Origin of the sequence: Pseudomonas azerbaijanorientalis, assembly GCF_019139795.1 — a bacterium.
Classification (GTDB): domain Bacteria; phylum Pseudomonadota; class Gammaproteobacteria; order Pseudomonadales; family Pseudomonadaceae; genus Aquipseudomonas; species Aquipseudomonas laurylsulfatiphila.
Window position 1 is genome coordinate 4,351,433 of the sequence record NZ_CP077078.1, and the last position, 25,288, is coordinate 4,376,720.

At 61.8% G+C, this 25,288-nt stretch carries 27 protein-coding genes; 11 read left to right on the plus strand and 16 right to left on the minus strand.

Going from position 1 to position 25,288, the window contains the following annotated elements:
• Positions 1-5: 5 nt before the first annotated feature.
• From KSS91_RS19290 to KSS91_RS19300, 3 genes are read right to left on the minus strand one after another with little or no spacing between them, the layout of a single operon-like run.
• Positions 6-914, minus strand: a complete 909-nt coding sequence (locus KSS91_RS19290; RefSeq protein WP_217835796.1) for an acetaldehyde dehydrogenase (acetylating) — start codon at positions 912-914, stop codon at positions 6-8.
• A gap of 18 nt (positions 915-932) precedes the next feature.
• Complete coding sequence (locus KSS91_RS19295; RefSeq protein WP_217835797.1) at positions 933-1,724, minus strand: fumarylacetoacetate hydrolase family protein; 792 nt, start codon at positions 1,722-1,724, stop codon at positions 933-935.
• Positions 1,721-2,563, minus strand: a complete 843-nt coding sequence (locus KSS91_RS19300) for an alpha/beta fold hydrolase (RefSeq protein ID WP_217835798.1) — start codon at positions 2,561-2,563, stop codon at positions 1,721-1,723. Before KSS91_RS19300 ends, KSS91_RS19295 begins: the two co-directional genes overlap by 4 nt.
• 268 nt (positions 2,564-2,831) lie before the next feature.
• On the opposite strand from KSS91_RS19300, the gene KSS91_RS19305 reads away from it, so the two are divergent.
• Both KSS91_RS19305 and KSS91_RS19310 read left to right on the plus strand, forming a co-directional pair.
• A complete protein-coding gene (locus tag KSS91_RS19305) occupies positions 2,832-3,602 on the plus strand; it encodes an SDR family oxidoreductase (protein WP_217835799.1) in 771 nt (256 codons plus the stop codon).
• Between the two features lie 113 nt (positions 3,603-3,715).
• Positions 3,716-4,213: an SRPBCC family protein gene (locus tag KSS91_RS19310; protein WP_217835800.1), complete on the plus strand. Its 498-nt coding sequence runs from the start codon at positions 3,716-3,718 to the stop codon at positions 4,211-4,213.
• Positions 4,214-4,527: 314 nt separating this feature from the next.
• On the opposite strand, the gene KSS91_RS19315 is transcribed toward KSS91_RS19310, so the two are convergent.
• From KSS91_RS19315 to KSS91_RS19345, 7 genes are read right to left on the minus strand one after another with little or no spacing between them, the layout of a single operon-like run.
• Entirely contained in the window at positions 4,528-4,962 is a 435-nt protein-coding gene (locus tag KSS91_RS19315) for a nuclear transport factor 2 family protein (RefSeq protein ID WP_217835801.1), read from the minus strand.
• Positions 4,959-5,348 (minus strand): steroid Delta-isomerase, encoded by a 390-nt coding sequence (locus tag KSS91_RS19320; RefSeq protein WP_217835802.1) that lies wholly within the window; start codon positions 5,346-5,348, stop codon positions 4,959-4,961. The genes KSS91_RS19315 and KSS91_RS19320 overlap by 4 nt, the downstream gene beginning before the upstream one ends.
• Entirely contained in the window at positions 5,349-6,551 is a 1,203-nt protein-coding gene (locus KSS91_RS19325; RefSeq protein ID WP_217835803.1) for an acetyl-CoA C-acyltransferase, read from the minus strand.
• Between the two features lie 29 nt (positions 6,552-6,580).
• Positions 6,581-7,039 carry a MaoC family dehydratase gene (locus tag KSS91_RS19330; RefSeq protein ID WP_217835804.1) on the minus strand — a complete coding sequence of 153 codons (459 nt, stop codon included), beginning with the start codon at positions 7,037-7,039 and terminating at the stop codon, positions 6,581-6,583.
• 2 nt (positions 7,040-7,041) lie between these two features.
• Complete coding sequence (locus KSS91_RS19335; RefSeq protein ID WP_217835805.1) at positions 7,042-7,824, minus strand: SDR family oxidoreductase; 783 nt, start codon at positions 7,822-7,824, stop codon at positions 7,042-7,044.
• A 13-nt stretch (positions 7,825-7,837) separates the two neighbouring features.
• The gene (locus KSS91_RS19340) at positions 7,838-9,031 is read right to left on the minus strand and encodes an acyl-CoA dehydrogenase family protein (protein WP_217835806.1); all 1,194 of its coding nucleotides are present in this window, start codon (positions 9,029-9,031) and stop codon (positions 7,838-7,840) included.
• Positions 9,028-10,200: an acyl-CoA dehydrogenase family protein gene (locus KSS91_RS19345; RefSeq protein ID WP_217835807.1), complete on the minus strand. Its 1,173-nt coding sequence runs from the start codon at positions 10,198-10,200 to the stop codon at positions 9,028-9,030. The genes KSS91_RS19340 and KSS91_RS19345 overlap by 4 nt, the downstream gene beginning before the upstream one ends.
• A 172-nt stretch (positions 10,201-10,372) precedes the next feature.
• On the opposite strand from KSS91_RS19345, the gene KSS91_RS19350 reads away from it, so the two are divergent.
• Positions 10,373-11,017, plus strand: coding sequence for a YceH family protein (locus tag KSS91_RS19350; protein WP_015094242.1), 645 nt, complete (start codon positions 10,373-10,375; stop codon positions 11,015-11,017).
• Between the two features lie 213 nt (positions 11,018-11,230).
• On the opposite strand, the gene KSS91_RS19355 is transcribed toward KSS91_RS19350, so the two are convergent.
• Both KSS91_RS19355 and KSS91_RS19360 read right to left on the minus strand, forming a co-directional pair.
• Complete coding sequence (locus KSS91_RS19355) at positions 11,231-11,749, minus strand: cupin domain-containing protein (RefSeq protein ID WP_217835808.1); 519 nt, start codon at positions 11,747-11,749, stop codon at positions 11,231-11,233.
• A 9-nt stretch (positions 11,750-11,758) separates the two neighbouring features.
• Entirely contained in the window at positions 11,759-12,577 is an 819-nt protein-coding gene (locus tag KSS91_RS19360; RefSeq protein WP_217835809.1) for a shikimate 5-dehydrogenase, read from the minus strand.
• Positions 12,578-12,823: 246 nt separating this feature from the next.
• Between KSS91_RS19360 and KSS91_RS19365 the strand changes: the two genes are divergently transcribed.
• The gene (locus KSS91_RS19365) at positions 12,824-13,189 is read left to right on the plus strand and encodes a hypothetical protein (protein ID WP_102701863.1); all 366 of its coding nucleotides are present in this window, start codon (positions 12,824-12,826) and stop codon (positions 13,187-13,189) included.
• Positions 13,190-13,622: 433 nt separating this feature from the next.
• Here KSS91_RS19365 and KSS91_RS19370 read toward each other — a convergent pair whose 3' ends face one another.
• On the minus strand, positions 13,623-14,681 hold the full coding sequence (locus KSS91_RS19370; protein WP_217838401.1) for an IS110 family RNA-guided transposase: 1,059 nt from the start codon (positions 14,679-14,681) through the stop codon (positions 13,623-13,625).
• A gap of 372 nt (positions 14,682-15,053) precedes the next feature.
• On the opposite strand from KSS91_RS19370, the gene KSS91_RS19375 reads away from it, so the two are divergent.
• Positions 15,054-15,248, plus strand: a complete 195-nt coding sequence (locus KSS91_RS19375; RefSeq protein WP_007976845.1) for a hypothetical protein — start codon at positions 15,054-15,056, stop codon at positions 15,246-15,248.
• Between the two features lie 115 nt (positions 15,249-15,363).
• Positions 15,364-15,555 (plus strand): hypothetical protein, encoded by a 192-nt coding sequence (locus KSS91_RS19380; RefSeq protein ID WP_102674556.1) that lies wholly within the window; start codon positions 15,364-15,366, stop codon positions 15,553-15,555.
• Here KSS91_RS19380 and KSS91_RS19385 read toward each other — a convergent pair.
• Complete coding sequence (locus KSS91_RS19385; RefSeq protein WP_217835810.1) at positions 15,552-16,613, minus strand: AI-2E family transporter; 1,062 nt, start codon at positions 16,611-16,613, stop codon at positions 15,552-15,554. The genes KSS91_RS19380 and KSS91_RS19385 overlap by 4 nt on opposite strands.
• A 159-nt stretch (positions 16,614-16,772) precedes the next feature.
• On the opposite strand from KSS91_RS19385, the gene trhP reads away from it, so the two are divergent.
• Positions 16,773-18,098: a prephenate-dependent tRNA uridine(34) hydroxylase TrhP gene (trhP, locus tag KSS91_RS19390; RefSeq protein ID WP_217835811.1), complete on the plus strand. Its 1,326-nt coding sequence runs from the start codon at positions 16,773-16,775 to the stop codon at positions 18,096-18,098.
• A gap of 103 nt (positions 18,099-18,201) precedes the next feature.
• On the opposite strand, the gene KSS91_RS19395 is transcribed toward trhP, so the two are convergent.
• On the minus strand, positions 18,202-19,065 hold the full coding sequence (locus KSS91_RS19395; protein WP_217835812.1) for a LysR substrate-binding domain-containing protein: 864 nt from the start codon (positions 19,063-19,065) through the stop codon (positions 18,202-18,204).
• A gap of 96 nt (positions 19,066-19,161) precedes the next feature.
• On the opposite strand from KSS91_RS19395, the gene KSS91_RS19400 reads away from it, so the two are divergent.
• A complete protein-coding gene (locus KSS91_RS19400) occupies positions 19,162-20,073 on the plus strand; it encodes a DMT family transporter (RefSeq protein ID WP_217835813.1) in 912 nt (303 codons plus the stop codon).
• 114 nt (positions 20,074-20,187) lie between these two features.
• Here KSS91_RS19400 and KSS91_RS19405 read toward each other — a convergent pair whose 3' ends face one another.
• A complete protein-coding gene (locus KSS91_RS19405) occupies positions 20,188-20,898 on the minus strand; it encodes a FadR/GntR family transcriptional regulator (protein WP_015094233.1) in 711 nt (236 codons plus the stop codon).
• Positions 20,899-21,178: 280 nt separating this feature from the next.
• Between KSS91_RS19405 and KSS91_RS19410 the strand changes: the two genes are divergently transcribed.
• The 3 genes from KSS91_RS19410 (at position 21,179) to ampC (ending at position 25,197) form a co-directional block, all read left to right on the plus strand.
• Positions 21,179-22,525: an MFS transporter gene (locus KSS91_RS19410; protein WP_217835814.1), complete on the plus strand. Its 1,347-nt coding sequence runs from the start codon at positions 21,179-21,181 to the stop codon at positions 22,523-22,525.
• A 25-nt stretch (positions 22,526-22,550) separates the two neighbouring features.
• The gene (gene gudD, locus KSS91_RS19415) at positions 22,551-23,894 is read left to right on the plus strand and encodes a glucarate dehydratase (RefSeq protein WP_217835815.1); all 1,344 of its coding nucleotides are present in this window, start codon (positions 22,551-22,553) and stop codon (positions 23,892-23,894) included.
• Between the two features lie 193 nt (positions 23,895-24,087).
• Complete coding sequence (gene ampC, locus KSS91_RS19420) at positions 24,088-25,197, plus strand: class C beta-lactamase (protein ID WP_437179761.1); 1,110 nt, start codon at positions 24,088-24,090, stop codon at positions 25,195-25,197.
• Positions 25,198-25,288: the final 91 nt, after the last annotated feature.

Consider the following 25,288-nt stretch of genomic DNA (forward strand, 5'->3'; position numbering starts at 1 on the left):
TCCACTCAACGGACAGGCAGTTGCAGGGTGCCCTTGTGGGCTTCTTCGGCGAACATCTCGGCCGTGCGCAAACCGGCGGCGGTCATGATGTCGAGGTTGCCGGCGGACTTGGGCAGGAAGTCGCCGAGGCCTTCGACCTCGATGAAGATCGACACCTTGCGCCCATCGAACACCGGCCCGTTGATCAGCTTGTAGCCGGGCACATAGCGCTGCACCTCGCGAACCATATCCAGCACCGAGGTGCGGATCGCATCCTGGTTCGGCTCGTCATCGGTCAGGCAGTGGATGGTGTCGCGCATCATCAGCGGCGGCTCGGCCGGGTTGATGACGATGATGGCTTTACCGCGTCGGGCGCCGCCGATCTTCTCCACCGCACCGGCCGTGGTGCGGGTGAATTCGTCGATGTTCTGCCGGGTACCCGGGCCGACCGAACCGGACGACACGGTGGCAACGATTTCGCCGTAGCTCACCGGTTGCACCCGCGACACCGCCGCCACCATCGGGATGGTCGCCTGGCCACCGCAGGTGACCATGTTGACGTTCATCGCCAGGCTCGACGCGTGCTCCTTGAGGTTGACCGGCGGCACGCAGAACGGGCCGATGGCCGCCGGCGTGAGGTCGATCATGATCACCCCGAGTTCGTTGAGCTTGCGGCTGTTTTGCGCGTGCACGTAAGCCGAGGTGGCGTCGAAGGCGATGCGAATATCATCGTCGAGCACGTGCGGCAGCAAGCCATCGACACCGCCGGCGGTGGTCTTGATGCCCATTTCCCGGGCACGTTTCAGGCCTTCGGATTCAGGGTCGACGCCAACCATCCATACCGGCTCGATCCATTGCGATCGACACATTTTCATCAGCAGATCGGTGCCGATATTGCCCGGGCCGATAATGGCCGCTCTGAGTTTTTTGCTCATGGGGTCAAACTCCAAAAGTCAGGCGCAGAAAGACACCCGGGCACTGCCCAGGCCATCGATGGTCAGAGAAAAACGGTCGCCGGCACGGGCCGGTTCCAGTGGCACCAGGGAGCCGGACAGAATGATTTCCCCGGCCTTGAACGGAATGCCAAAGGCGCCCAGGGTGTTGGCCAGCCAGGCCACCGCCGTCAGTGGATTGCCCTGCACTGCCGAACCCAGGCCTTCGCTCAGGGGTTCACCGTTCTTGAACACGCGCATGCGCAAGTTGGGCAGGTCCAGCTCGCGGGGATCGACCTTGCTGTCGCCCAGCACGAATACACCGCAGGAGGCGTTGTCGGCGACCGTGTCCTGGATGCGGATGCGCCAGTCGTGAATCCGCGAATCGACGATCTCGAAGCACGGCATTACGTACTCGGTCGCGTCCAGCACATCGGCCTCGGTGATGCCGGGGCCGACCAGATCGTGCTTGAGCTTGAAGGCGATCTCGCCCTCGGCGCGGGGCTGGATCAGTTTGTTCGCCGACAGAGAAATGCGCGCATCGTCATCGAACGACATCTGCCGGGTGATGAAGCCGAAATCCGGTTGATGCACGTTGAGCATCTGTTGCACTGCCGCCGAGGTCACCCCGATCTTCTTGCCGACGATCTGGTCGCCGGCCGCCACCCGACGCTCAATGGCGTACAGGGAAATGTGATAGGCGTCTTCGATACTGATCGACGGCCAACGCTCGGTCAGCGGCGCCAGAGTGGAGCCGCTGAGCAGCGCCTGATAAAGCTCTTCGCCGAACTCACGGCGCAATTGCACGCTCATCCGCGGGCCTCCTGAAGAAACGCCAGGCACTGGCTGTTGAAATAGTCACGGTGCTCGACCTGCACCCAATGCCCGCACTCGCTGAGCATCACGAAACGGATTCTGGAACAGTTTTCGAGCATGGTCCGGGCACCGGAGGACGGGCAGAACTTGTCGTTCATGCCCCAGAAACCGAGGATCGGGCACCGCAACTCACCCAGGCGCGACGTCATGTTCGGTACCTGCATGGTCGACAGCACGCACACCGGCTGCTGTTGCACCACGGCCACCCGCTCGTTGACCGTCTCGTCGCTGATCAGGCTTTCGTCGAACAGCTGCAGCGCCAGCAGGCGACGCATGCCCGCCGCGTCGTTCAGCTCACCCTTGGCGAAGGCCGCACCCATTTTCTGGATACCTTCCATCTGCAGGTAATACTGTTCCTTTTCCATCAGGCCACCGGGGGCCATCAGCACCAGACGGCTGACACGCTGCGGTTGGTCGAGGGCCAGTTTGATCGCGATCGCGCCGCCCAACGAATTACCGACCAACACACAACGCTGGATGTCGAAGGCATCGAGCAAACCGCTCAGGGCTGCGACAAAAAAATCCAGGGTGTAGAGGGTGTCGGGTTTGTCCGAGGCGCCGTAGCCCGGCAGATCCGGGACTATCACCCGGTAACCGGCCTCGGCAAACACCGGGTAGTTCTGCTTGAAGTTGCTGTGACCGCTAGCGCCCGGCCCGCTGCCATGGATGAAAATCACCGGCTCGCCGTTGCCGCCATCCTTCCCGCCTGTATCCACATAGCGCAGCTGCAAACCATCCGGCAGCGTAACGAAGTGCCCTTGCGCTGAAGCGCCCATAAGGTGTCCTCCCGGCCTGTTGTTGTAGCTGGATTATTCAGACGGGCCGGCTGCGCAACATCGTCCGACAGGACTACGCCCCTGTAGGAGCGAGCCTGCTCGCGAAAAACGCCAGGACACCGTGGGGCATCAGGTTTTACGCGTTATCGTTGACGTCCATCGCGAGCAGGCTCGCTCCTACACCGTTCCTAGTCTCATCGGACGTTGGATTACAGGGACCACAGACCTAGCATCGACGGCATTCCCGAGCGGCAAAAAGAGAACTCCCATGCTTGATCCAATGGACTTTCACGGCAAAGTGGTACTGGTCACCGGCGGTGGCAAAGGTGTGGGTCGCGGCATCAGCCAGCGCTTTCTCGACTGCGGCGCCGAGGTGGTGATCTGCGGTCGCCAAACCCCGCCATTCGTGCCTGCCAGCGGCGGACGCGAGGCGCTGTTCGTGCCCTGCGACCTGCGGGACGTCGAACAATCCGGGCGCTTGATCGCACAGATCGTCGAGCGTTTCGGCCGCCTCGATGTGCTGGTCAACAACGCCGGCGGTTCACCGAATGCCGACGCGGCCACCGCTTCTCCCCGTTTCAGCGAAGCGATCATTCGCTTGAACCTGATCGCTCCACTGAACCTGTGTCAGCAGGCCAACCAGGTGATGCAGGCCCAGGCCGACGGCGGCGCGATCATCAACATCTGCAGCGTCAGCGCCACCCGCCCCTCCCCCGGCACCGCCGCCTATGGCGCGGCCAAGGCCGGTCTGCTGAACCTGACCACCTCGCTGGCGGTGGAATGGGCGCCGAAGGTGCGGGTCAATGCGGTCACCGCCGGGCTGATTCTCACCGAGCAGGCCGCCATGCATTATGGTGACGACGCGGGCATTGCCCGGGTGGCGGCGACCATTCCAATGCAACGCCTGGCGACCCCGGAGGACATTGGCGATACCTGCCTGTACCTGGCGTCGTCTTTGGCCCGTTATGTCAGCGGCGCGGACATCGCGGTGCACGGAGCCGGCGAGCGACCGGCGTTTCTCGACGCGGCACAATCCTGAAAAGATCGCAGCCTGCGGCAGCTCCTACAGTTGAACCTCAATCTCTGTAGGAGCTGTCGAGTGAAACGAGGCTGCGATCTTTCAAGCATTCGAATAACAAAAGGAGTTCCGACATGCCCGCAATCGCCAGCCACAGCGTCCCGCTCGACCTCACGCCACAAGCCGCATGGACCAAACTGCGCGACCTGAGCCTCGCCCCGCACTACGTGCCGGGGTTGACCGGTTGCCAGTTTCATCCTGGGCCGAAAGAAGGCCTCGGCGCCAGTCGCCGGGTGCTGCGCAAGGGCGGTCAGTATCTGGATGAAAGCGTGATGCAGTGGCAGGAAGGCACGGGGTTCTTGCTGCGGTTGCACAAGGGCGGCAATGACTCACCCTTTCCGTTTCGCCAGGCGAGTTTCAGTTATGCCCTGCAAGCCGAAGGCGACACGACCCGCATCACCCTGCAAATGCGTTACAGCCTGCGCGGAGGCAGGCTGATGGAGTGGTTGCTGGCCAAGTCCTTCAACAAGGTCGTGCAGCAGATTGCCGAGAACCTCAAGGCCTTCTACGAAACCGGCCGCACGCAGAATTCCGATATGGCTTTGAGCACATCCAGCATTGATGTCGCCTGACACGCCGCCTTCGCGAGCAAGCCCGCTCCCACAGGGGATTGGGGGGTGTTTGCAAATGCCGGGGTCACCACAAAAACTGTGGGAGCTGGCTTGCCTGCGAAGGGGCCGGCACATCCAACATTGATGTCGCCTGACACCCCGCCTTCGCGGGCAAGCCCGCTCCCACAGGGGATTGGGGGTGCTTGCAAATGCCGGGGTCACCATAAGACCTGTGGGAGCTGGCTTGCCAGCGATGGGGTCGGAACATCCAGCATCAATGTCGCCTGACACACCGTCATCGCTGGCAAGCCAGCTCCTTGGGATCGCGGCGACCCTCAGGAACGCGCCACTTCCGAGTGAGCAATAAAACGGGTGGCGACGATCTTCCATTGGCCGGCGATACGCTGGTAACGGTCCTGATAGAACCCACCCAACTGCCGCGTCGCCCCGCTCTCGCCATCCAGGTTGAAATACCACAGGGCCCAACGGCCCCGGGCCTGATCCTCGCCCAACACCTCGATTTCCGGGTTGGCGCCATGATGCAGGTCGATCACCCGCGCATGGCAGGCCAGCTCGCGGTACAGCGCGACAAAACTGTCGCGCTCATGAAAGATCCCCAACGGACCGTAATCGATCAGCACTTCACCGTCGGCAAAGCAGTCGGCAATCACTTCGACTTGCTTGAGGTCGCAGGCATTGAGGTAGCGATGCTTGAGCTGGCGGATGTCCTCCAGCGCTTCCAGGCGGGCGATCCGCTGTTCCAGATTCATGCCGCACCTCGCGCCGTCACGTTGACCTCGCTCCAGAAGGCTTTCATCGAGCGGATCTGGCCGTGGGCATCGAACTCCATCACGTCGATCACATGCAGCGAGCACGGTTGCCCGCCCCACTCCATGTCGACCCGGAACGGCATCGCCCCGCAACCGTTGAGCGTGGCGCGCACCGGGCCGGTCCGGGTTGCGGAGACTTTCATCGCCCCCAGCCCCTCACGATAAAAACGCGCAATGGCGTCGATGCCCTGCAACGGCGCCTGGCCGACCGGGTCTTCAACGGTGGCGTCTTTGGCGTAGAGCGCGAGGATGCCTTCGATGTCGCCGGCATCCACCAGCTCCACATAACGCGCCATGGTCGCCTGGATCTGCTCTGCGCTGATCATTCAGACCACCTCGAACAGGGCGGCGGCACCCATGCCGCCACCGATGCACATGCTCACCACCACATACCGCAAACCGCGACGCTGGCCTTCGATCAGCGCATGTCCAACCATCCGCGCCCCGGACATGCCGAACGGATGACCGATGGAAATCGCCCCGCCGTTGACGTTCAGGCGCTCGGCGGGAATGCCCAGGGTGTCTCGGCAGTACAGCACCTGACAGGCGAACGCTTCGTTCAACTCCCAGAGGCCGATGTGGTCCATGGTCAGGCCGTGGCGCTTGAGCAGCTTGGGAATGGCGTAGACCGGGCCGATGCCCATCTCATCGGAGTTGCAACCGGCGACGGCCATGCCGCGATAGATCCCCAGCGGTTCCAGGCCACGCTTCTCGGCCAGTTTGGCGCTCATCAACACCGAGGCCGACGCACCGTCGGACAACTGCGAGGCATTGCCGGCGGTGATGAAACGCCCCTTGTCGCTCCACTGACCGCCCGGCCATACCGGCTCCAGCGCTGTCAGGCTTTGCAGGGTGGTGTCGATGCGGTTGCACTCGTCGCGCAGCAAGGTGACGGATTCATAACCGGTTTCGCCGGTAGCCTTGTCGAACAGTGCCTTGCGGCTGGCCAGCGGCGCGAGTTCGCGGTCGAAGCGCCCGGCGCTCTGGGCCTGTGCGGTACGCAGCTGACTCTGGTAGCTGTATTCGTCCTGCTCGTCGCGGGAGATGCCATAGCGCGCGGAGACGATCTCGGCGGTTTCGATCATCGGGATGTAGGCGTGCGGGTCCAGCTCGATCACTGAAGCCGACTGGTTGCGATAGAGGTTCTTGTGCTTGTTCTGCACCAGGGAAATCGACTCCAGGCCACCGGCCACGGCGATGTCGATTTCGTCGCACATGATGCCTTTGGCGGCCATGGCGATGCTCATCAGGCCCGACGAGCACTGGCGCTCGACGGCCATCCCGGCAACCGATGTCGGCAAACCGCCGGCGATCGCGCACAGGCGCCCCAGGTTGTAGGACTGCGTACCCTGCTGCGCGGCGGCGCCGATGATCACGTCGTCCACTTCACCCGGCTCGATGCCGGCACGGCGCACGGCTTCGCGCACCACGTGGCCGCCCAGTTGCGGCGCCTCGGTGTCATTGAACGCACCGCGAAAGGCCTTGCCGATCGGAGTACGGGCGGTCGAAACGATGACGGCTTCTTTCATGCTGGATTCCTCGAAAATGCTGTTGAAGGTCAGGCCGGGTAATAGCGACTGATGGTGTCGACCACGACGCCTGGACGTTCCTGGCCGTCGATGTCGACGCTGACGCGGATGGTCGCCTGCACGCCGCCCTTCACTTCCTCGACCGCGATCAATTGCGCACTGCCGCGTACCCGCGAACCGACGCGCACCACCGAAGGGAAGCGCACCCGCTCGCAACCGTAGTTGACGCCCATGGCCAGGCCACGGACCTCGACGATCTGCGGCAGGAACAGGTTGACCAGTGACAGGCTCAGGTAGCCATGGGCGATGCAGGCGCCAAACGGGCCATCGGCGGCCTTGAGCGGATCGACGTGAATCCACTGGTGATCGCCGGTGGCGTCGGCAAACCGGTCGATGCGGTCCTGCTCCAGCAGCAGCCAGTCGCTGACGCCGAGCGATTGGCCAACGGCCTCGAACAGGGCCATCGGCGTCTCGAAAATACGTGGCATGGTCACGCCCTCTGGCTGGATACCGACAACACTTCGCCGGTCATGTAGGAGCTGTAGTCGCTGGCCAGGAACATCATCACGTTGGCCACTTCCCAGACTTCGGCGGCGCGGCCGAAGGCTTCGTTGGCGGCGAGTTGATCGAGCACCGCCTGGGGCGCGGATTTGCGCAGGAAATCGTGCAGGGCGATGCTCGGGCTGACCGCATTGATGCGGATGCCGTAGTCGGCGGCTTCGACCGCTGCACAGCGAGTCAGCGCCATGACGCCGGCCTTGGCCGCGGCGTAGTGCGCCTGTTCTTTCTGCGCGCGCCAGCCCAGTACCGAGGCGTTATTGACGATGACCCCGGCACGCCGTTCCATCATTTTCGGCAGCATGGCGCGGGTCATGCGCATGGTGCCGGTGAGCGTCACATCCAGCACCCGGTTCCACTCCTCGTCGCCCATCTCCACCAGCAGGCGCGAGCCGCCGAGGCCGGCGTTGTTGATCAGCACGTCGACGCCTTGCAGGTCGCGCTCGGCGCAAGCGATCAACTGCTGCACCTGGGTTTCGTCGGCGACGTTGCAGACCTGGCCGAAGACCTGCTGCAACCCGGTGGTTTCGCGAATTTTCAGCACTGCTTCGGCCAACCGGCCTTCATGGATGTCGCTGATCATCAGCGCACGGCAACCTTCCTCGGCAGCACGCACGGCGGCGGAAAAACCGATCCCGGCACCCGCCGCCGCGGTGATCAGTACCGACTTGCCGCGCAGCAGGCCGCGACCTTCAACATATTGAGGTACAGACATGAACTCTCTCCTTTCAGGCGCGCGGACGCGGCTCTTTGGGCATGCCCAAGGCACGCTCGGCGATGATGTTGCGCTGGATTTCGTTGCTGCCGCCGTACAGGGTGTCGGCGCGGCTGAACAGGTACAGCGACTGCAAACGGGTCAGTTGGTAGGGCGCCGTTTCGAGCAGTTCCGCTTCGGCGCCGAGCACGTCCATCGCCAACTTGCCGAGGCTGGCGTGCCAGGTCGACCAGAACAGCTTGTAGATGGTCGCCTCTTTGCGCAGCGAACCGTCCTGGCTACCCGAAAGCATGCGCAGCGAGTTGTAGCGCATGATCCGCAACCCGCTCCAGGCTTCGGCCAGGCGCTGGCGCAGGATCGGATCGCGGTCGGCGCCATTGGCTTTAGCAATGGCGATGATTTCGTTGAGTTCGTTCTGAAACTGCATCTGCTGGCCGAGGGTCGACACACCGCGCTCGAAACCCAGCAACGCCATGGCGATCTTCCAGCCGTCGCCCGGCGCGCCGATGATGTTGGCGGCGTCGGTGCGGGCATCGTCGAAGAACACTTCGTTGAACTCCGAGGTACCGGTCAGTTGCTCGATAGGCCGCACGGTGATTTCCGCCTGGGCCATCGGCACCAGCAGGAACGACAGGCCGCGATGGCCGACGCTGCCTGGTTCGGTGCGGGCGATGACAAAGCACCAGTCCGATTCGTGGGCCAGGGAGGTCCAGACTTTCTGGCCATTGATCAACCATTGGCCGCTCGCCTCATCCAGCGTGGCGCGGGTCTTGACGTTGGCCAGGTCAGAACCGGCGCCCGGCTCCGAATAGCCCTGGCACCAGAACGACGTGCCGCTGACGATTCCCGGCAAAAAACGCTGTTGCTGTTCGACCGTGCCGAACGCGGCAATGGTCGGCCCGGCCAGCCCTTCGCCGATATGACCCATGCGGCCGGGGCCGCCGGCGCGGGCGTATTCTTCGTGGAAAATCACTTGCCGGGTGATCGACAAGCCACGCCCGCCATGCTCCGGCGCCCAGCCGACGCAGGTCCAGCCGCCTTCGGCGAGTTTGCGTTCCCAGGCTTTGCGCTCTTCGGGAAACATGTGCTCGTCGCCCGGACCGCCGCGAAAACGCAGGGCCTCGAACTCACCGCAAAGGTTGGCGCTCATCCAGTCGGCCACTTCCTGGCGGAAGCGTTCGTCCTGCTCGCTGAAACTGATTTTCATGGCTGTTCTCCAAGAATCACCGAAGCAATGCGCTCGCGATGCCAGGCCGGTAACCCGAGGAAACTCTCGCTGGCGCGGGCGCGCTTGAAGTAGAGGTGCGGGTCGTATTCCCAAGTGAAACCGACACCGCCGTGCAACTGGATCGACTCGGACGCGCAGTGGAAATAGGTCTCGGAGCACTGCGCCTTGGCCAGCGCCGCCGCCAGCGGCAATTGGGCCGCGACCTGCGGATCACCCTGGGGGTCGAGTACCTCCTGGGCCACGCACGCGGCGTAGTAGCTGGCCGAACGCGCGCATTCGACTTGGAGCATCATGTCCGCGGCGCGGTGTTTGAGGGCCTGGAAACTGGCAATCGGGCGCCCGAACTGCTGGCGCTCCTGCATGTAGGCCACGCTGAGATCGAGCACCTGCTGCGCGCCGCCGGTCTGCTCGGCAGCCAGGCCGATGCAGGCCAGTTGCAGGACGCGCTCAAGGTGCGGCCAGCCGTGACCGAACTCACCCAGCAGCGCGTCAGCTTCAAGGTACAGGCCCTTGAGCTGGATCCGCGCCTGGCGCCGGGTCTGGTCCATGGTCGGCAACATCTGTCGCGCGATGCCTGCGCTTGCGGCGTTCACGGCAAACAGGCTGATGCCCTTTTCGCCAGTGGTTCCGGGTTGTCGTGCGGCAATGATCAACAGATCAGCGCCATGGCCGTCGAGCACATGCTTGAGGGTGCCGTCGAGGACGAAGCCGTCACCTTCGGCCAGCACCGTTGCCTGGACATCGTCGGCTGACCAGCCGTTGGCACTGCTGAACGCCAGGGTCGCCGTCACGCTGCCATCGGCGATCGACGGCAACCAGCGCTGTTTCTGTTCATCATTGGCGGCCAGCAACAGCGCGGGTGTGGCCATGCAGGCGGTGGCGAAAAACGGTGAGCACAGCAAACGCCGGCCCATCTGTTCGAGCAGGATCGTCAGCTCGACAAAACCGAGGCCAAGGCCACCGTAGGTTTCGGGGATATGAATGGCGGGCCAGCACATTTCCTGGCACAAACGCTGCCAGAGGACTTCGTCAAAACCCCGTTCACTGACCATTGCCGCCCGCACGGCGGCAGAATCCGAGACATCGGCGAGGAAGCCCTCGGCCGATGCGCGGATCATTTCCTGTTCGTCGCTGAATGCAAACTCCATCGCGGCGCCTTCTGCTCGTTTGGCGGGGCGCGCGTGGCGCAACACCCCTTTGAGCATGAAGTCTGGCGCCAGCCGGTCGCGGCAGAATCGTTAGCCTTGCCTAGTCCGAACGGGCGATGTCAAAGTGCGCTCACGCAAGTGAAAAACATGAATCAGCTAAGGATGCAGAACCATGAGCACTGAGCAAGAGACGACTTTCGACGAACCGCGGCTCAACAGTACGGAAATTCGCATTCTGGGTTCGTTGATCGAGAAACAGGCCACCAGCCCGGAAACCTATCCCCTGACCCTCAATGCCCTGGTGATCGCCTGCAACCAGAAAACCAGCCGCGAGCCGGTGATGAACCTGACGCCGGGCCAGGTCGGCCAGAGCCTGCGCGCGCTCGAAGGGCGCGGCTTCGCCAGGCTGGTGATGGGCAGCCGTGCCGACCGTTGGGAACACAAGGTCGACAAGGCCCTGGAGCTGGTGCCGGCGCAGGTGATCCTGACCGGGCTGATGTTTCTGCGCGGCCCGCAGACCGTCAATGAACTGCTGACCCGCAGCGGCCGCATGCATGAATTCGAAGACGCCGAACAGGTCGTGCATCAACTCGAACGCCTGATCGCCCGGGGCCTGGCCGTGCTGATACCGCGTCAGGCCGGCCAGCGCGAAGACCGCTATACCCACGCCTTGGGCGACCCGGCGGATATCGAGGCGATCATGGCGGCACGGCAGAACCCGACCGAACGTGGCAGCAACGGGGTTTCGGTAGAACGGATCGAAGAACTGGAAGCGCGGATTGCGGCGCTGGAAGAGCGGTTGGCACGCCTCGAATAGCCTGGATGTTTGCCTGGCACAAAACCTGTGGGCTGACTGACATGTGTGATTGATACAGAACCTGTGAGAGCGGGCTTGCTCGCGAAAGCAGTTTGTCAGTCACATCAATGCTGGATGTGCTGACGCTTTCGCGGGCAAGCCCGCTCCCACAGTGGATCTGTGGGCTGGCTGGCATTTGTGATTGATACAGAACCTGTGGGAGCGGGCTTTGAGTTACTCCCCGTCCCAGTAATCCACCCCATCGGCCTGCCGGGCCACCGCAACAAATCCGGAAGCATTGCCCTCGGCATCGACCTTGAAGTCATCCATCACGGCATATTTGCCGGAATCCGGGTATTCGCAGATCTCCGGTGATTGCTGGGTGCTGACCGCCAGGTAACGCAGCTCCCCGTTGCTGGTATTGATGATCTGATGGGCCTGTTCAGGCCCACCCGGTGGACAGGCGATCACATCACCGGCGCGGATTGGAAATCGCTCGTCTCCCAGGCGGACCTGCCCTTCCCCGGCCACGACGTAGAACATTTCCTCATTGACCCGATGGCTGTGAAACGGACTGCCGCGCATGCCCGGCTCCAGCACATACAGGCGATATCCCAGCTTTTGCGCCCCCAGCAGTTGACCGACCCGGGCCAGACGCTGTTGATAGCGCCCGGCGGTTTCACCGCTCGGCGCAAACGCTTCGGGCAGCGGTTCAAGCTCGACAGTGTTCAGATTGAGAATGGGGGGATGCATGGACACCTCCTAGCTGCGGGCAAACGCCACGGCCTTCTGGAATTGCTCATCCGTCGGCCGTACACCGGTATAGAGCACAAATTGCTCCAGCGCCTGGATCGCGATCACTTCCAGCCCGGTGATGACCCGCTTGCCTTCGGCACGGGCACGCACGATCAGCGGCGTTTCCGAGGGAATCGCCACCACATCGAAGACGGTTTCCGCTTTTTCGATCACATCGCCCTCAAAGGCCAGTTGGTTGGCCTCCGGCCCTCCCGTCATGCCGATCGGGGTGACATTGACCAGCATCTGCGGGCGACGACTGCCCAACTCTGCCTGCCACTCATAGCCCAACGACTGCGCCAGCGCCTGCCCGGCGCGCTCGTTGCGGGCCACGATCAGGCCGTTCTCATAACCGCCATCGCGCAAGGCGCTCGCCACGGCCTTGGCCATGCCACCGCTGCCGCGCAGGGCAAAGGTCGAGTCCTTGGGCACCTGGTGTTTTTCCAGCAACTGGGCCACGGCGATGTAATCGGTGTTGTAGGCCTTGAGATGACCGTCGGTGTTGACGATGGTGTTGATCGATTGAATGGCGGCGGCAGAGGCGTCGAGTTCATCCACCAGGGCAATGCAGGCTTCCTTGAACGGCATCGACACGCCACAACCACGAATGCGCAGGGCGCGAATGCCGGCGACGGCGCCCGGCAGGTCCTGACTGGCGAAGGCCTTGTAGTAAAAATTCAGGCCCAGTTGCTCATACAGATGATTATGAAAACGCAGGCCAAAGTTCCCGGGGCGCCCTGAAAGGGACATGCACAACTGGGTGTCTTTGTTGGGGTTCATCTGCATGGCAAAGCTCCTTCAAATGCACTTTTCGGATGGACGGGATTAGCCGTCCATCGGGATCTGATCGATCATGAAAGCCTGGACCCACGGGCTTGACCAGGTCGGTAAGAAAGTCGGTACAGACCTTACACAAAATTTACCTGGCAGCCGTGCTGTTTTTCGAAAAAACGCTGTCTTAGAAGTATCCCCGCGACAATCCCTGGGTCTATTGCAGACACAGGCGCCGGGCTGAAGAACCGAGGAACTATCATGATCCGTAAAATCCCCACAGTAGCCTTGCTGATCGGCGCCCTCGCTATCGCGGGACAGGCGCAAGCCCATGGTGGTGGTAATTACTGGCAGGGTCCGGCGGTGTTTGGCGCGATCGTCGGTACTGCCATCGTAGGTTCGGCTCTGATCAACGCCAACCGCCCGGTCTATGTCGCGCCGCAACCGGTCTACGCCCCGCCGCCTCCGGTTTACTACGCGCCACCGCCCCCGGTTTACTACCAGCCGGCGCCGGTCTACGTGCAGCAACCGATCTACTACCGCCCGGCCCCGGTTTACTATGGGCCACCCCGTGGCTACTACGGCCCACCACGCGGCTACTACGGCCCGCGACACGGCCGCTGGTAACGAATCCTTCAAGCCCCGCTGAAACAGCGGGGCTTTTTTGGGGGGTTGGAGGTCACTTCATTTTCAGCATGCGCACGGTCCCCTGTAGGAGCTGGCTTGCCCGCGATGGTCGTTAACGATAACGCGGGTGAACTGGATAAACGCGGCGTACTTGAGTCCATCGCCAGCAAGCTGGCTCCTATGTATGGACTCGCCCCCACTTTCAACCTGCTTCTAAACACTGCTGCCCGGTTGCATCTATGTATCAGGCCTGTTTGAGGAAGCCTTGAACGGCTTCTGGCCAACATTGGATAAGCGCGCGGTATGCCGATTACAGTGAGGCCTCAAGGGCCGGTAGGAGCCCAGGCATCAATCCGCGACGGTCTGACCTGGGGTCAATGTTTTTTAGCATGGGTTGGAGCGGCTTAACGCCCCGGTGGCAGAACGCTATTGATCAGTGACTCATCGCCACCTCGGGGCCATTTCCCGGCCGGCGATGATAAGTCTGATCGTTTTGTAGTAGTACCCAGAGAATGCGCAGGTTGCGGTTGGCCAATCGCACTGCCGCCTCCTTGCGCCCCAGGCGGGAGATCCAACGCTGTAGACGTTGGTCGTCCGGCTGCTGTGAGTCAGATCGTATCTGCCTTAAAACAGCATGGGCTCCTTGGATCGTCAGACTGCGCAAGTAGGCATCGCCATGTTTGCACATCTTGCCCAGTCGGATTTTATCGCCGCTGCTGTGCTGGTTGGGCACCAACCCGAAGTACGCGGCAAACTGCCGGGCGTTGGCGAAGCGTTCAGGCTCGGTCTGCTTGGCCAGCAGCGCCGTGGCGATGATTGGACCAACACCGCGCACAGTCATCAGCCGCCTCGCTATCTCACTCTCTTTCGCCGCCGTTTCCAGTCGGCCGGTCAGTACGTTGACGCGTTCACCCAGTTGACTCCATTCACCCAGCAGTTCGGCGATCAGCTCGCGCAGTAGATCGGGCAATGGCTGGGTAACATCTTCCAATATCCGAGGCACGAGCTGGCTGATCGCCATTTCGCCCTGCGCCAGAGCCACGCCATGTTCCAGCAGCAAACCGCGCATCTGATTGCCCACCGCCGTGCGTCGCCGTATATATCCCTGTCGAGCTCGGTGCAGTGCCTGCATCGCGAGCGCCGCCGGGCTCTTGACCGGAACGGCTGAAATCGTGCTATCGCGGCCTGCACGTAGGATAGCGAACGCATCGTTGTGATCATTTTTCGGGCCACAGCGATGTTTGGCAACAAGCTGGGCCGGCAGGATGCGGACCGGATTGCCCTGTATTTGCAGTAACCGCGCCCACGCCTGAGCGCCTGGCCCGGTTTCCACCAAGACCGTCACACTCTCGGGAAGCTTGTGCAGAAATACCTGGAAGGCCTCGCGGGACTTGATTCGATCCTCGAATTTTACCTGGCCGAGAGCATCCTCCCCGGCGACCTGAAAGACCTTTTTTGCAAGATCTACCGCAACGGTCGTGCACGCCGACACGTCGGCTGACAAAGACTGATTGAACATCGTATGCTTTTTCATGGCCTCGCCCTCGCTGTCGTTGGCTTCTATAAGAATGCCACCGCGGCGCACAGACGCCTCGGCTTGGGCGAGTCCATTTAATTACAGGTAGTGCGTTATCGGTGTTCCCCGCAATTGCGTGAACACGCTTTTTTATGCCCGTTGGTCGGTGCAGGTCTGGATAAATCTCGCCAAGGTCGCTATCGGGACAGTGCGCGCGGCAGAAACGGGCAAGATGGACTCGACCGGTTTTCTGCCGTGTGGCGAAAAACGGTCATATTTTTGTCATGACAGATCCGCAAGCTCGGTGCTGTCCGTCGAAAACAGCTTGATAACAACAAGGACGACCACATGCCAACGCAAAACCCGCACCGCATCGTCGGTCTGTGCACCTCCAGCAAGGTGTACAACGCACTGACCGAACTCAAGCACCTGGAAGGTCATCGCAGCGCCAAGTTTCTCTCGCTGCTGACGCAAAACCTGGTGCGCAAGGGCCTGCTCAACGAGCAGGAAGTGGTGAACATGCTCGATCAGGTGGTCAACTGACCGACCAACGGTCGTTTGCCCCCGCTGGCATCAATGACCACTATTGAAAGCGTTGATTACTCATCGAGGCACCCGGACCTTAAAGTAGCTCCACAGATTGATGGAGGTACTTGTCATGTCCCAGGTTCAGATCATGTCCGTTATCGGCAGCGCCGTCCCCGCACAGCTCAGAGAGCTGGGCATGCTCGCCTGCTGGTATCTGGTGCAGGACGGTGTGCAGATCAGCGGCCCGCTCACTTCGTTGCCCGCCGCCCGTGAACTGTCGCAACGCATCGGCTCCGGCCAGTCCGGCAGGCTCAGCGCCTAAGGCAGCTGCACCCGCGGTTTGGTTTCAATGAAAATGTCCCAGCTGGACATGAACAGGGCCGCGATCAACGGGCCGATGACAAAGCCGTTCAGCCCGAAAATCGCCAGGCCGCCGAGGGTCGAGATCAGGATCATGTAATCCGGCATCCGGGTGTCCTTGCCCACCAGAATCGGTCGAAGCACGTTATCCACCAGGCCGATCACGAAGATCCCGAACAATCCCAGCACCACGCCCTGCCAGATGGCCCCGGTGAGCAGGAAAAACGCCGCCACCGGTACCCAGACAATCCCCGCCCCCACCGCCGGCAACAGCGACAGAAACGCCATCAACACCGCCCAGAGCACTACGCTGGGAATGTCCAGGAACCAGAAAATCAGGCCACCCAGCGCGCCTTGTGTGATCGCCACCAGCAGGTTGCCCTTCACCGTGGCCCGTACCACGCGATTGAACTTGAGCTGCAAACGACGTTTCTGCTGTTCCTCCAACGGCACCGCCGCACGCACCTTGCGTGCCAGTTCCGCGCCGTCGCGCAGGAAGAAGAACAGCAGGTACAGCATGATGAAGAAACTGACGATGAACTCGAACGTGCCCTGGCCAAAAATGAAGGCCTTGGCGGCCAGTTCCTGCCCGCCGGTCATCGCACTCTTGACGATTTTCTCTCGCAGCCCGTTCAGCTCACCCATGCCGAAGCGATCCAGCAGATGCTGGAAATACGGCGGCAGGATGTGCTTGAACTGCGTCACGTACCCGGCGATGTCCAGTTCGCCGCTCTCGATGTTCTTGTAGAGCGCAACCCCCTCCTGGACCAGGAGGCTGCTGAGGACTATCACTGGCAGGATCGCGATCAACAGGCAGATGCTCAGCGTGAGCAGTGACGTGAGGTTGCGCTCCCAGCCGAACCTCAACTGCAGCCGCCGTTGCAGCGGAGCGAAGAGGATGCCGAGGATTACCGCCCAGAACACAGCGCCGTAGAACGGCAGCAGGATCCAGATGAAGGCGACGCTCACCAGGGCCAGAAGGATGGTCAGCGATCTGTCTTTCAGGGTTTCTTCGTTCATATTCGATCCATGCCCGCCGGGACGAAAAACTCGCGCCCTGATGTTTAGTCCGCTACGGCTCGCGCGAGTGCCATCTCTTTGTTGATCAGACATAGATCCAGGTCAATAAACGCTCCGTGCCGAGCGTTTACCCTGCGCGGCTTTTGCGACGACACCACCATGAACCTCACCGCGCCAGAACTGCTCGCCCCCGCCGGCACCCTGAAAAACATGCGTTATGCCTTCGCCTATGGCGCCGATGCCGTGTACGCCGGCCAGCCGCGCTACAGCCTGCGGGTGCGCAACAACGAATTCGACCACGCCAACCTCGCCCTCGGCATTCGCGAGGCCCAGGCGCAGGGCAAGCGCTTCTACGTGGTGGTGAACATCGCACCGCACAACGCCAAGCTCAAGACCTTCCTCAAGGACCTTGAACCGGTGATCGCCATGGCCCCCGATGCGCTGATCATGTCCGACCCCGGCCTGATCATGCTGGTGCGCCGGCACTACCCGCAGATGCCGGTCCACCTTTCGGTGCAGGCCAATACCGTGAACTGGGCAAGTGTCGAGTTCTGGCAGCAGCAAGGCTTGAGCCGGATCATCCTGTCGCGGGAGCTGTCGCTGGAAGAGATCGCCGAGATCCGCGGGCAAGTGCCGGCCATGGAACTGGAAGTGTTCGTGCATGGCGCGTTGTGCATGGCCTATTCCGGGCGCTGCCTGCTGTCGGGGTACATGAACAGGCGCGACGCCAATCAGGGCAGTTGCACCAATGCCTGTCGCTGGAAATATTCGGCGCAGCCGGCCACGGAAAACCAGCTGGGCGAAATCGTGCAGACATTCGACCCCGAACCGACCCTGGGCATCGGCGCGCCCACCGATCAGGTGTTCCTGTTGCAGGAAGCCAATCGTCCCGGCGAACAGATGCCTGCCTTCGAAGACGAACACGGCACGTACATCATGAACGCCAAGGATCTGCGCGCCGTGCAGCACGTCGAACGCCTGACGCAGATGGGCGTGCACTCGCTGAAAATCGAAGGCCGGACCAAATCGCACTTTTATTGTGCGCGCACCACCCAGGTTTATCGCCGGGCCATCGACGACGCAGTGGCGGGCCGGGCCTTCGACCGCGGCCTGATGACCGACCTGGAATCCCTCGCCCAGCGCGGCTACACCGAAGGCTTTCTGCGCCGGCATGTGCATGACGAATACCAGAACTACCAGAACGGCAGCTCGGTGTCGGAACGGCAACAGTTTGTCGGTGAGCTGACCGGACAGCGCCGGGATCGCCTGGCCGAGGTCAAGGTGAAAAACCGTTTCGGCGTGGGCGACCACATGGAGCTGATGACGCCCAAGGGCAACTTCCACTTCGATCTGCATCAGCTGCAGAACGCCAAGGGTGAAGCGATCGACGTTGCACCGGGGGATGGGCATACGGTGTATTTGCCGATACCGGATGCGGTGGATTTGAGTTTTGGCCTGCTGATGCGAGATTTCAACATGCCGTAATCCCTGTGGGAGCGGGCTTGCTCGCGAAGGGGACGGCACATTCAAAGTCAATGTTGCCTGACACACCGCCTTCGCGAGCAAGCCCGCTCCCACAGGTACTGCGTCAGGCAAATTCCTCGCGGAGCATCGCCACGAACGCCTCACGCGCCGGGTGCACCCCGGCGTTTTCGTGCCAGTAAAACAGGTTGTCGACGGCGGTCAGCTCAGGGAACTCAAACCCCGCGCACCCCGCACCTTTGGCGTATTGGTCGAAGATCCCCTTGGGTACCAGCGCCACGCCGGCCCCGGCACTGACGCAACCGACAATCGCGCCATAACTGGCCAGGCTGACAATCGGCAGTGCCTGCCCCTGTCGCAACAACCAATGCTCCAGCGCCGCCCGGTACGGACAGCCCTGGGGCCACATGAACACGGTCTGGTCCTGCAAGTCGCTGATGTCGCGCAACGGCCCCAGGGATGTCGAGGCGATCAGCAGCAACTCTTCGCGGTACATCGGCGTGCGCTTGAGATGCGAACGCTCGACGTCGACCGCGACGATAGCGCCGTCGAGCTTGTGATTGAGCGTGTCATCGAGCAGTTGCCCCCAGGCGCCGGTGGTCAGTTCCAGCGCCACCTGCGGGAAACGCTTGTGGAATTTCGCCAGCAGGCGCGGCAAACGCCCGGTGGCCGACGACTCGATGGCGCCGATGCGCAACGGCCCTGAAGGATCGGCCGAAGGGTCGACCGCCCGCTTGGCCTCGACGGTCAGGGCGAGAATTTTCGACGCGTAGGCCAGGAAAGTCTGCCCCGACGGGCTGATGCGCAGCCCTCGGCCTTCGCGCAGGAACAGCGCGACACCCAGCTCAGCCTCGAGGGCCTTGATCCGTGCCGTGATGTTGGACGGCACGCAATGCAGCAATTGCGCTGCGCGGGCAATGCTGCCGACCTCGGCCACGGTCTTGAACATGCGAATCTGTGCCAGCTCCATACATCACCCATAGTGAACGGTTGGCACAGTATAAGTCAGTTGTGGCGAACGATAGGCTTTCTGATACTCCGTGCATCAGCCCACAGGTGCACGACCATGACGCCGCTCACACCCTCCCCCGTTTCACCCTGGAAAATCATTCTGGCCATGGCATTTGTCGTGGCGTGCTGGGGATACTCCCCGACCGGCATTCATATCGGCTTGCAGGCCTACGACCCCGTGCACCTGGCCCTGCTGCGCTTCCTGCTGGCCTCCGTGTTCATGGCCGTGGTCGCGATGTTCAAGGGCATCCGCCTGCCCAGCCTGCGAGACTTACCGCTGATGTTCGGCCTGGGTTTCTTTGCCGTGAGCCTGCATCACGTGGCGATCAACTTCGGGCAGCAGGGAGTCAGCGCAGGCGCTTCGAGCGTCCTGGCCCAGACCACGCCACTGTTCAGCACATTGATCGCACGCTTCGTGTTCAAGGATCAGGTGAGCCTGTGGCGCTGGGGTTGTGTGCTGCTCGGGTTGTTTGGCGTGGTAATAGTGGTGGCGGGCGATAATGGCCTGGGCAGCATTGACGCCCATGGCTTGCTGATCCTGCTGGCGGCGGTGTCCTGGAGCCTCTACTTTGCCCTGCAAAAACATCACACCGGACGTTACGACGGGCTGACGCTGGTGTGCTACACGGTGTGGTCCGGTACGGTGCTGTTGCTGATTTTTCTGCCCGGCCTTGTGGATCAAGTCGCCCTGGCGCCGATGCGCGTGCAGTGGGCGGTGATTGCCTTGGGGATATTCCCCAGTGCCCTGGCGTACCTGGCCTGGGCCTATGTGCTGGCGCATGTCGATTTGAGCCGGGCGACCATGACGCTGTATCTGACGCCGCCGACGGCGATGGTGATGGCGTCTTATGCGCTCGGCGAACGGCCGACGTTGATGATCGTGGTGGGTGGGCTGGTGGTGTTGGCGAGTGTGCTGGCGTTGAATCTGGAGCGGCGGGCTGTGGTTGTTCAGGCTGTCAGGGTCTGATTCAGGTTTTTCGCTGTCAGGTCTGGCGCTATCGCGAGCAAGCTCGCCCCCACAGTTTTGCCCTGTGGGAGCGTGGCTTGCCCGCGAAGAACGATAACGCGGTGTCACTGACTATCAGCTAGCCGAAAACCGGTCACGACTGTTGGTCAGGTGCAACCACATCGCCGCCCGCGCCGCGTCCGGGTCCTGGCGCTTGATGGCATTGAGGATCGCCTCGTGCTCAAGATTGGCCAGCTCGCCGAGCTTGCTCAAGTCCACGGCCCCCCGCTCGGCGGCATTGACCCGGGTGCGCGGGATCATGGCGCTGCCCAGGTGCTGCATGATTTCGGTAAAGCAGACGTTGCCGGTGGCTTCGGCGATCAGCAGATGAAAACGCCGGTCCGCTTCGACACAGCTGTCGTTGTTGGCCAGCAGGCTTTGATAATCGTCCAGCGCTTCACGCATCTGCGCCAGTTGCAGATCGGTGCGGCGAGTTGCCGCCAGCGCCGCCGCCTGGGTTTCCAGGCCCATGCGCAACTCCAGAATGCTGCGTACCCCCAACGCCGTATCGACATTCAGCCGCAGCCCCTGCTCCGGTGCGCGCTCGATCACGAACGTGCCAATGCCATGCCGGGTTTCCACCAGCCCCGAGGCCTGCAACTTCGAGATCGCCTCGCGCACCACCGTGCGACTGACCCCGTGTTCCTGAACGATGGTGTTTTCCGACGGCAGCTTGTCGCCGGGCAATATCTGGCCGAGCAGGATGCGCTGGGTCAGTTTCTCCACCAGGTCATGGGCCAGGTTGTGGCTGCGCTTGCGGGCGGGTGCTTCGAGGTCTTCTTGCATGAGGGTGTCCGGAAATCAGGGCTATCGAATCGTAGCACCGCGCCGGGCGGGAATCCTGAAAAACCTCGCTCAACTTGTATGACAACACTCAACAACCAGCCCATATCGATTCGTTTTAAAGGCCACCCGCCACCATCACCAGAATAAAAAATCTCTAATACAGCGCCATTTCATTGGACAAAGGCGGTTGCAAGATCAAAAAACCTAGTTGTATGATGTCTATCAACAACGCAGCACTCAGCTTCACCCAGCATAAAAATAACGAGTGGGAGAAAACGCAGTGAATACATCCGTCTCCGGGATGCACGACGACGCCAATTCAGCGCTGAAGTCCGCCATCGCCAAAGTCAAACGTCACGTCTTGCCGCTGTTCGTCATCATGTTCATCGTCAATTACATTGATCGAGTGAACATCGGTTTCGTCCGCGCCCACATGGAACACGACCTGGGCATTGGCGCGGCCGCCTACGGTCTGGGTGCCGGCCTGTTCTTCATCGGCTATGCACTGTTCGAAGTGCCCTCCAATATCCTTCTGCAAAAAGTCGGCGCCCGCATCTGGCTGACTCGCATCATGCTGACCTGGGGCCTGGTCGCCGCGGGCATGGCGTTCATCCAGAACGAAACCCACTTCTACATCCTGCGATTTCTGCTGGGCGTGGCCGAGGCCGGGTTCTTTCCCGGGGTGATCTACTACTTCACCCGCTGGTTGCCTGGCGTGGAGCGTGGCAAGGCGATTGCCATCTTCCTCAGTGGCTCGGCGATTGCCTCACTGATCTCCGGCCCACTGTCCGGCTTGCTGCTGCAAATCAGCGGACTCGGCATGCATGGCTGGCAATGGATGTACTTCATCGAAGGCATGTTCTCGGTGGGTCTGTGTGTTTTTGTCTGGTTCTGGCTCGACTCCAAACCCCACGATGCCAAATGGCTGAGCCGCGACGAGCAGGACGCGCTGGTCAAGGCCATCGACGACGAGCAACTGGCCCGCGAAGCCGCCACACCGATCAAGCCGTCACTGGGCAAATTGCTCAAGGATCGCCAGATCATCCTGTTCTGCGTGATCTACTTCTTTATCCAGCTGACCATCTACGCCGCGACTTTCTGGCTGCCGAGCATCATCAAGAAGATGGGCGACCTCAGCGACTTCCAGGTCGGAATGTTCAACTCGATTCCGTGGCTGCTGTCGATTGTCGGCATGTATGCCTTCGCCTCGTTGTCGGCCAACTGGAAGCATCAGCAAGCCTGGGTCGCCGCGGCCCTGCTGATCGCCGCTGCCGGGATGTTCATGTCCACCACCGGCGGGCCGGTCTTCGCCTTCGTCGCGATCTGTTTTGCGGCGCTGGGTTTCAAATCGGCCTCGTCGCTGTTCTGGCCGATTCCCCAGGCTTATCTGGACGCACGCATCGCCGCCGGTGTCATCGCGCTGATCAACTCGGTGGGCAACCTCGGCGGTTTCGTCGCGCCGACCACGTTCGGCCTGCTGGAGGAACGCACCGGCTCCATCCAGGGCGGACTCTACGGCTTGGCCGCGACCTCGATCATCGCCGCGATCATCGTCTTTGCCGCACGCAACAAACCCAAGGTCGCCCCCGTCACCGCACCGGGCAAACCAGCGCCCCACCACGCCTGAATCATTGGTTTAAAAGGATAACAACATGACCGCACACGACACCGCCAAAGCCCCGATCATCACCAGCATGCAGGTTGTTCCGGTGGCCGGCCACGACGGCATGCTGCTCAATCTCAGCGGCGCCCACGGCCCGTTTTTCACCCGCAATATCGTGATCCTCAAGGACAACGCCGGCCACACCGGCGTCGGCGAAGTGCCGGGTGGCGAGCGCATTCGCCAGACCCTGGAAGACGCACGCAGCCTGGTGGTCGGCAGCCCGATCGGCACTTACCAGAAGATTCTCAACCAGGTACGCCAGACCTTCGCCGACCGCGATGCCGGCGGTCGCGGATTGCAGACCTTCGACCTGCGCATCACCATTCACGCCGTCACCGGCCTGGAAGCCGCGCTGCTCGATCTGCTCGGCCAGCACCTGGACGTGCCGGTCGCCGCCCTGCTTGGCGAAGGCCAGCAGCGCGATGAAGTGAAGATGCTTGGCTATCTGTTTTATGTAGGTGATCGCAACGAAACAGACCTCGCCTACCGCAGCGAGCCAGACGCCGACAACGACTGGTTCCGCGTACGTCACGAAAAAGCCATGACCGCCGAGGCGGTGGTCCGCCTGGCCGAGGCGGCGCACGCGCGTTATGGCTTCAAGGACTTCAAGCTCAAGGGCGGCGTGCTCAGCGGCGACGCCGAAATCGAAGCGGTCACGGCCCTCGCCGAACGCTTCCCCGATGCGCGCATCACCCTCGACCCGAACGGGGCCTGGTCGTTGGAAGAAGCCATCCGCCTGTGCCGCGATCAGCACCGCGTGCTGGCCTACGCCGAAGACCCGTGCGGGGCGGAAAACGGTTACTCGGGACGCGAAGTCATGGCTGAATTCCGCCGGGCCACGGGGCTGAAAACCGCAACCAACATGATCGCCACCGACTGGCGGGAGATGGGCCACGCGATCCAGTTGCAGTCGGTCGATATTCCCCTGGCCGATCCGCACTTCTGGACCATGCAGGGTTCGGTGCGCGTGGCGCAGATGTGCCACGAATGGGGCCTCACCTGGGGTTCGCACTCCAACAACCACTTCGACATTTCCCTGGCGATGTTCACCCATGTCGCGGCAGCCGCGCCGGGCGAGATCACCGCCATCGACACCCACTGGATCTGGCAGGACGGCCAGCGCCTGACCAAGGCCCCGCTGCAAATCGTCGACGGCTGCGTGCAGGTGCCGCAGAAACCGGGGTTGGGGGTGGAACTGGACATGGATCAGGTCGCCAAAGCCCATGAACTGTACAAAGGCATGGGCCTGGGGGCGCGGGATGACAGCGTGGCCATGCAGTTTTTGATTCCGGGCTGGACGTTCGACAACAAGCGGCCGTGCCTGGTGCGTTGAAACGCCAAGTGGGTTGAAACGCCAAGTGGGTTGAATCGCCAAGTGAGTTGATTCAAGGGTTGCGCGTGGCCGCCTGTTGGCGGCCGGTTTAAAAAGCGCTCGGAGCCTGGCGCTTAACCCCCTAAAATGGCGCGCAACTTAATCAACGACGGATGAAACCCACATGGACAGGCTGAAAACCATCGCCGCCGGCATGGCGATATTTGCCGCAGGCCAGTGCGTGGCACAGGATCAAATCGAGACGCTGGTGAACGCCGCCGTACAACCGGTGATGCAGGCCGAAGGTATCCACGGCATGGCCGTGGCGGTCACCGTCAACGGCCAAGCGCACTACTTCAACTATGGCGTCGCCTCGAAGGAAACCGGCAGCCCCGTCACAAAGGACACCCTGTTCGAAATCGGCTCGGTCAGCAAAACCTTCACCGCCACCCTCGCCGCCTACGCCCAGGCCACGGGCAAACTGTCACTGTCGGACAAGGCCAGCCAGGTCCTGCCGGCCTTGCGCGGCAGCGCTTTCGACAACATCAGCGTGCTGCAACTGGGCACCTACAGCGCCGGCGGCCTGCCGCTGCAATTTCCTGCTGAATCTGATTCGGCCGAAAAAATGCTCGGCTACTACAAACAATGGAAACCGCTCTACACCCCCGGCAGCCACCGACTGTATTCGAACCCCAGCCTTGGCCTGTTCGGCTACCTCGCCGCCCACAGCATGGGTCAGCCGTTCGATGAGCTGATGGAGAAAACCCTGCTGCCGAAACTGGGCCTCAAGCACACCTATGTGCATGTACCGCAGGACCAGATGGCGCTGTACGCCCAGGGTTACAACAAGGACGGCAAGCCAGTGCGGGTCACTCCGGGGGCGTTGGATTCCGAGGCGTACGGGGTGAAAACCAGCGCCGCAGACTTGCTGGCCTACGTCGACGCCAACATGAAGCCGGCGCCTCTGGAAAAGCCGTTGCAGCAAGCCATCGCCTTGACCCATAGCGCCTACTACAGCGTTGGCGACATGACCCAAGGCCTGGGCTGGGAGATGTATCGCTACCCGATCACACTGGATCGCTTGCTGGACGGCAACTCCACGCCGATGGCCATGCAGGCGCACAAAGTCCAGTGGCTGAATCCGCCGCAAGCACAGCCACAGAACGTGTTGATCAACAAGACAGGTTCAACCGGTGGCTTTGGTGCTTACGTGGCGTACGTGCCATCGAAGGAGATCGGCATTGTGATGCTGGCCAACAAAAACTTCCCGAATGCGCAGCGGGTCAGGATTGCGCATCAGATTCTGAGTGCCCTTGCCCGATAAGCCTGGTTCGCGTTCCCAGAGTAAAGACGACCTCTGGAGGTTAATACTGATCAGTTAACACACGAAACCTGTGGGAGCGAGCTTGCTCGCG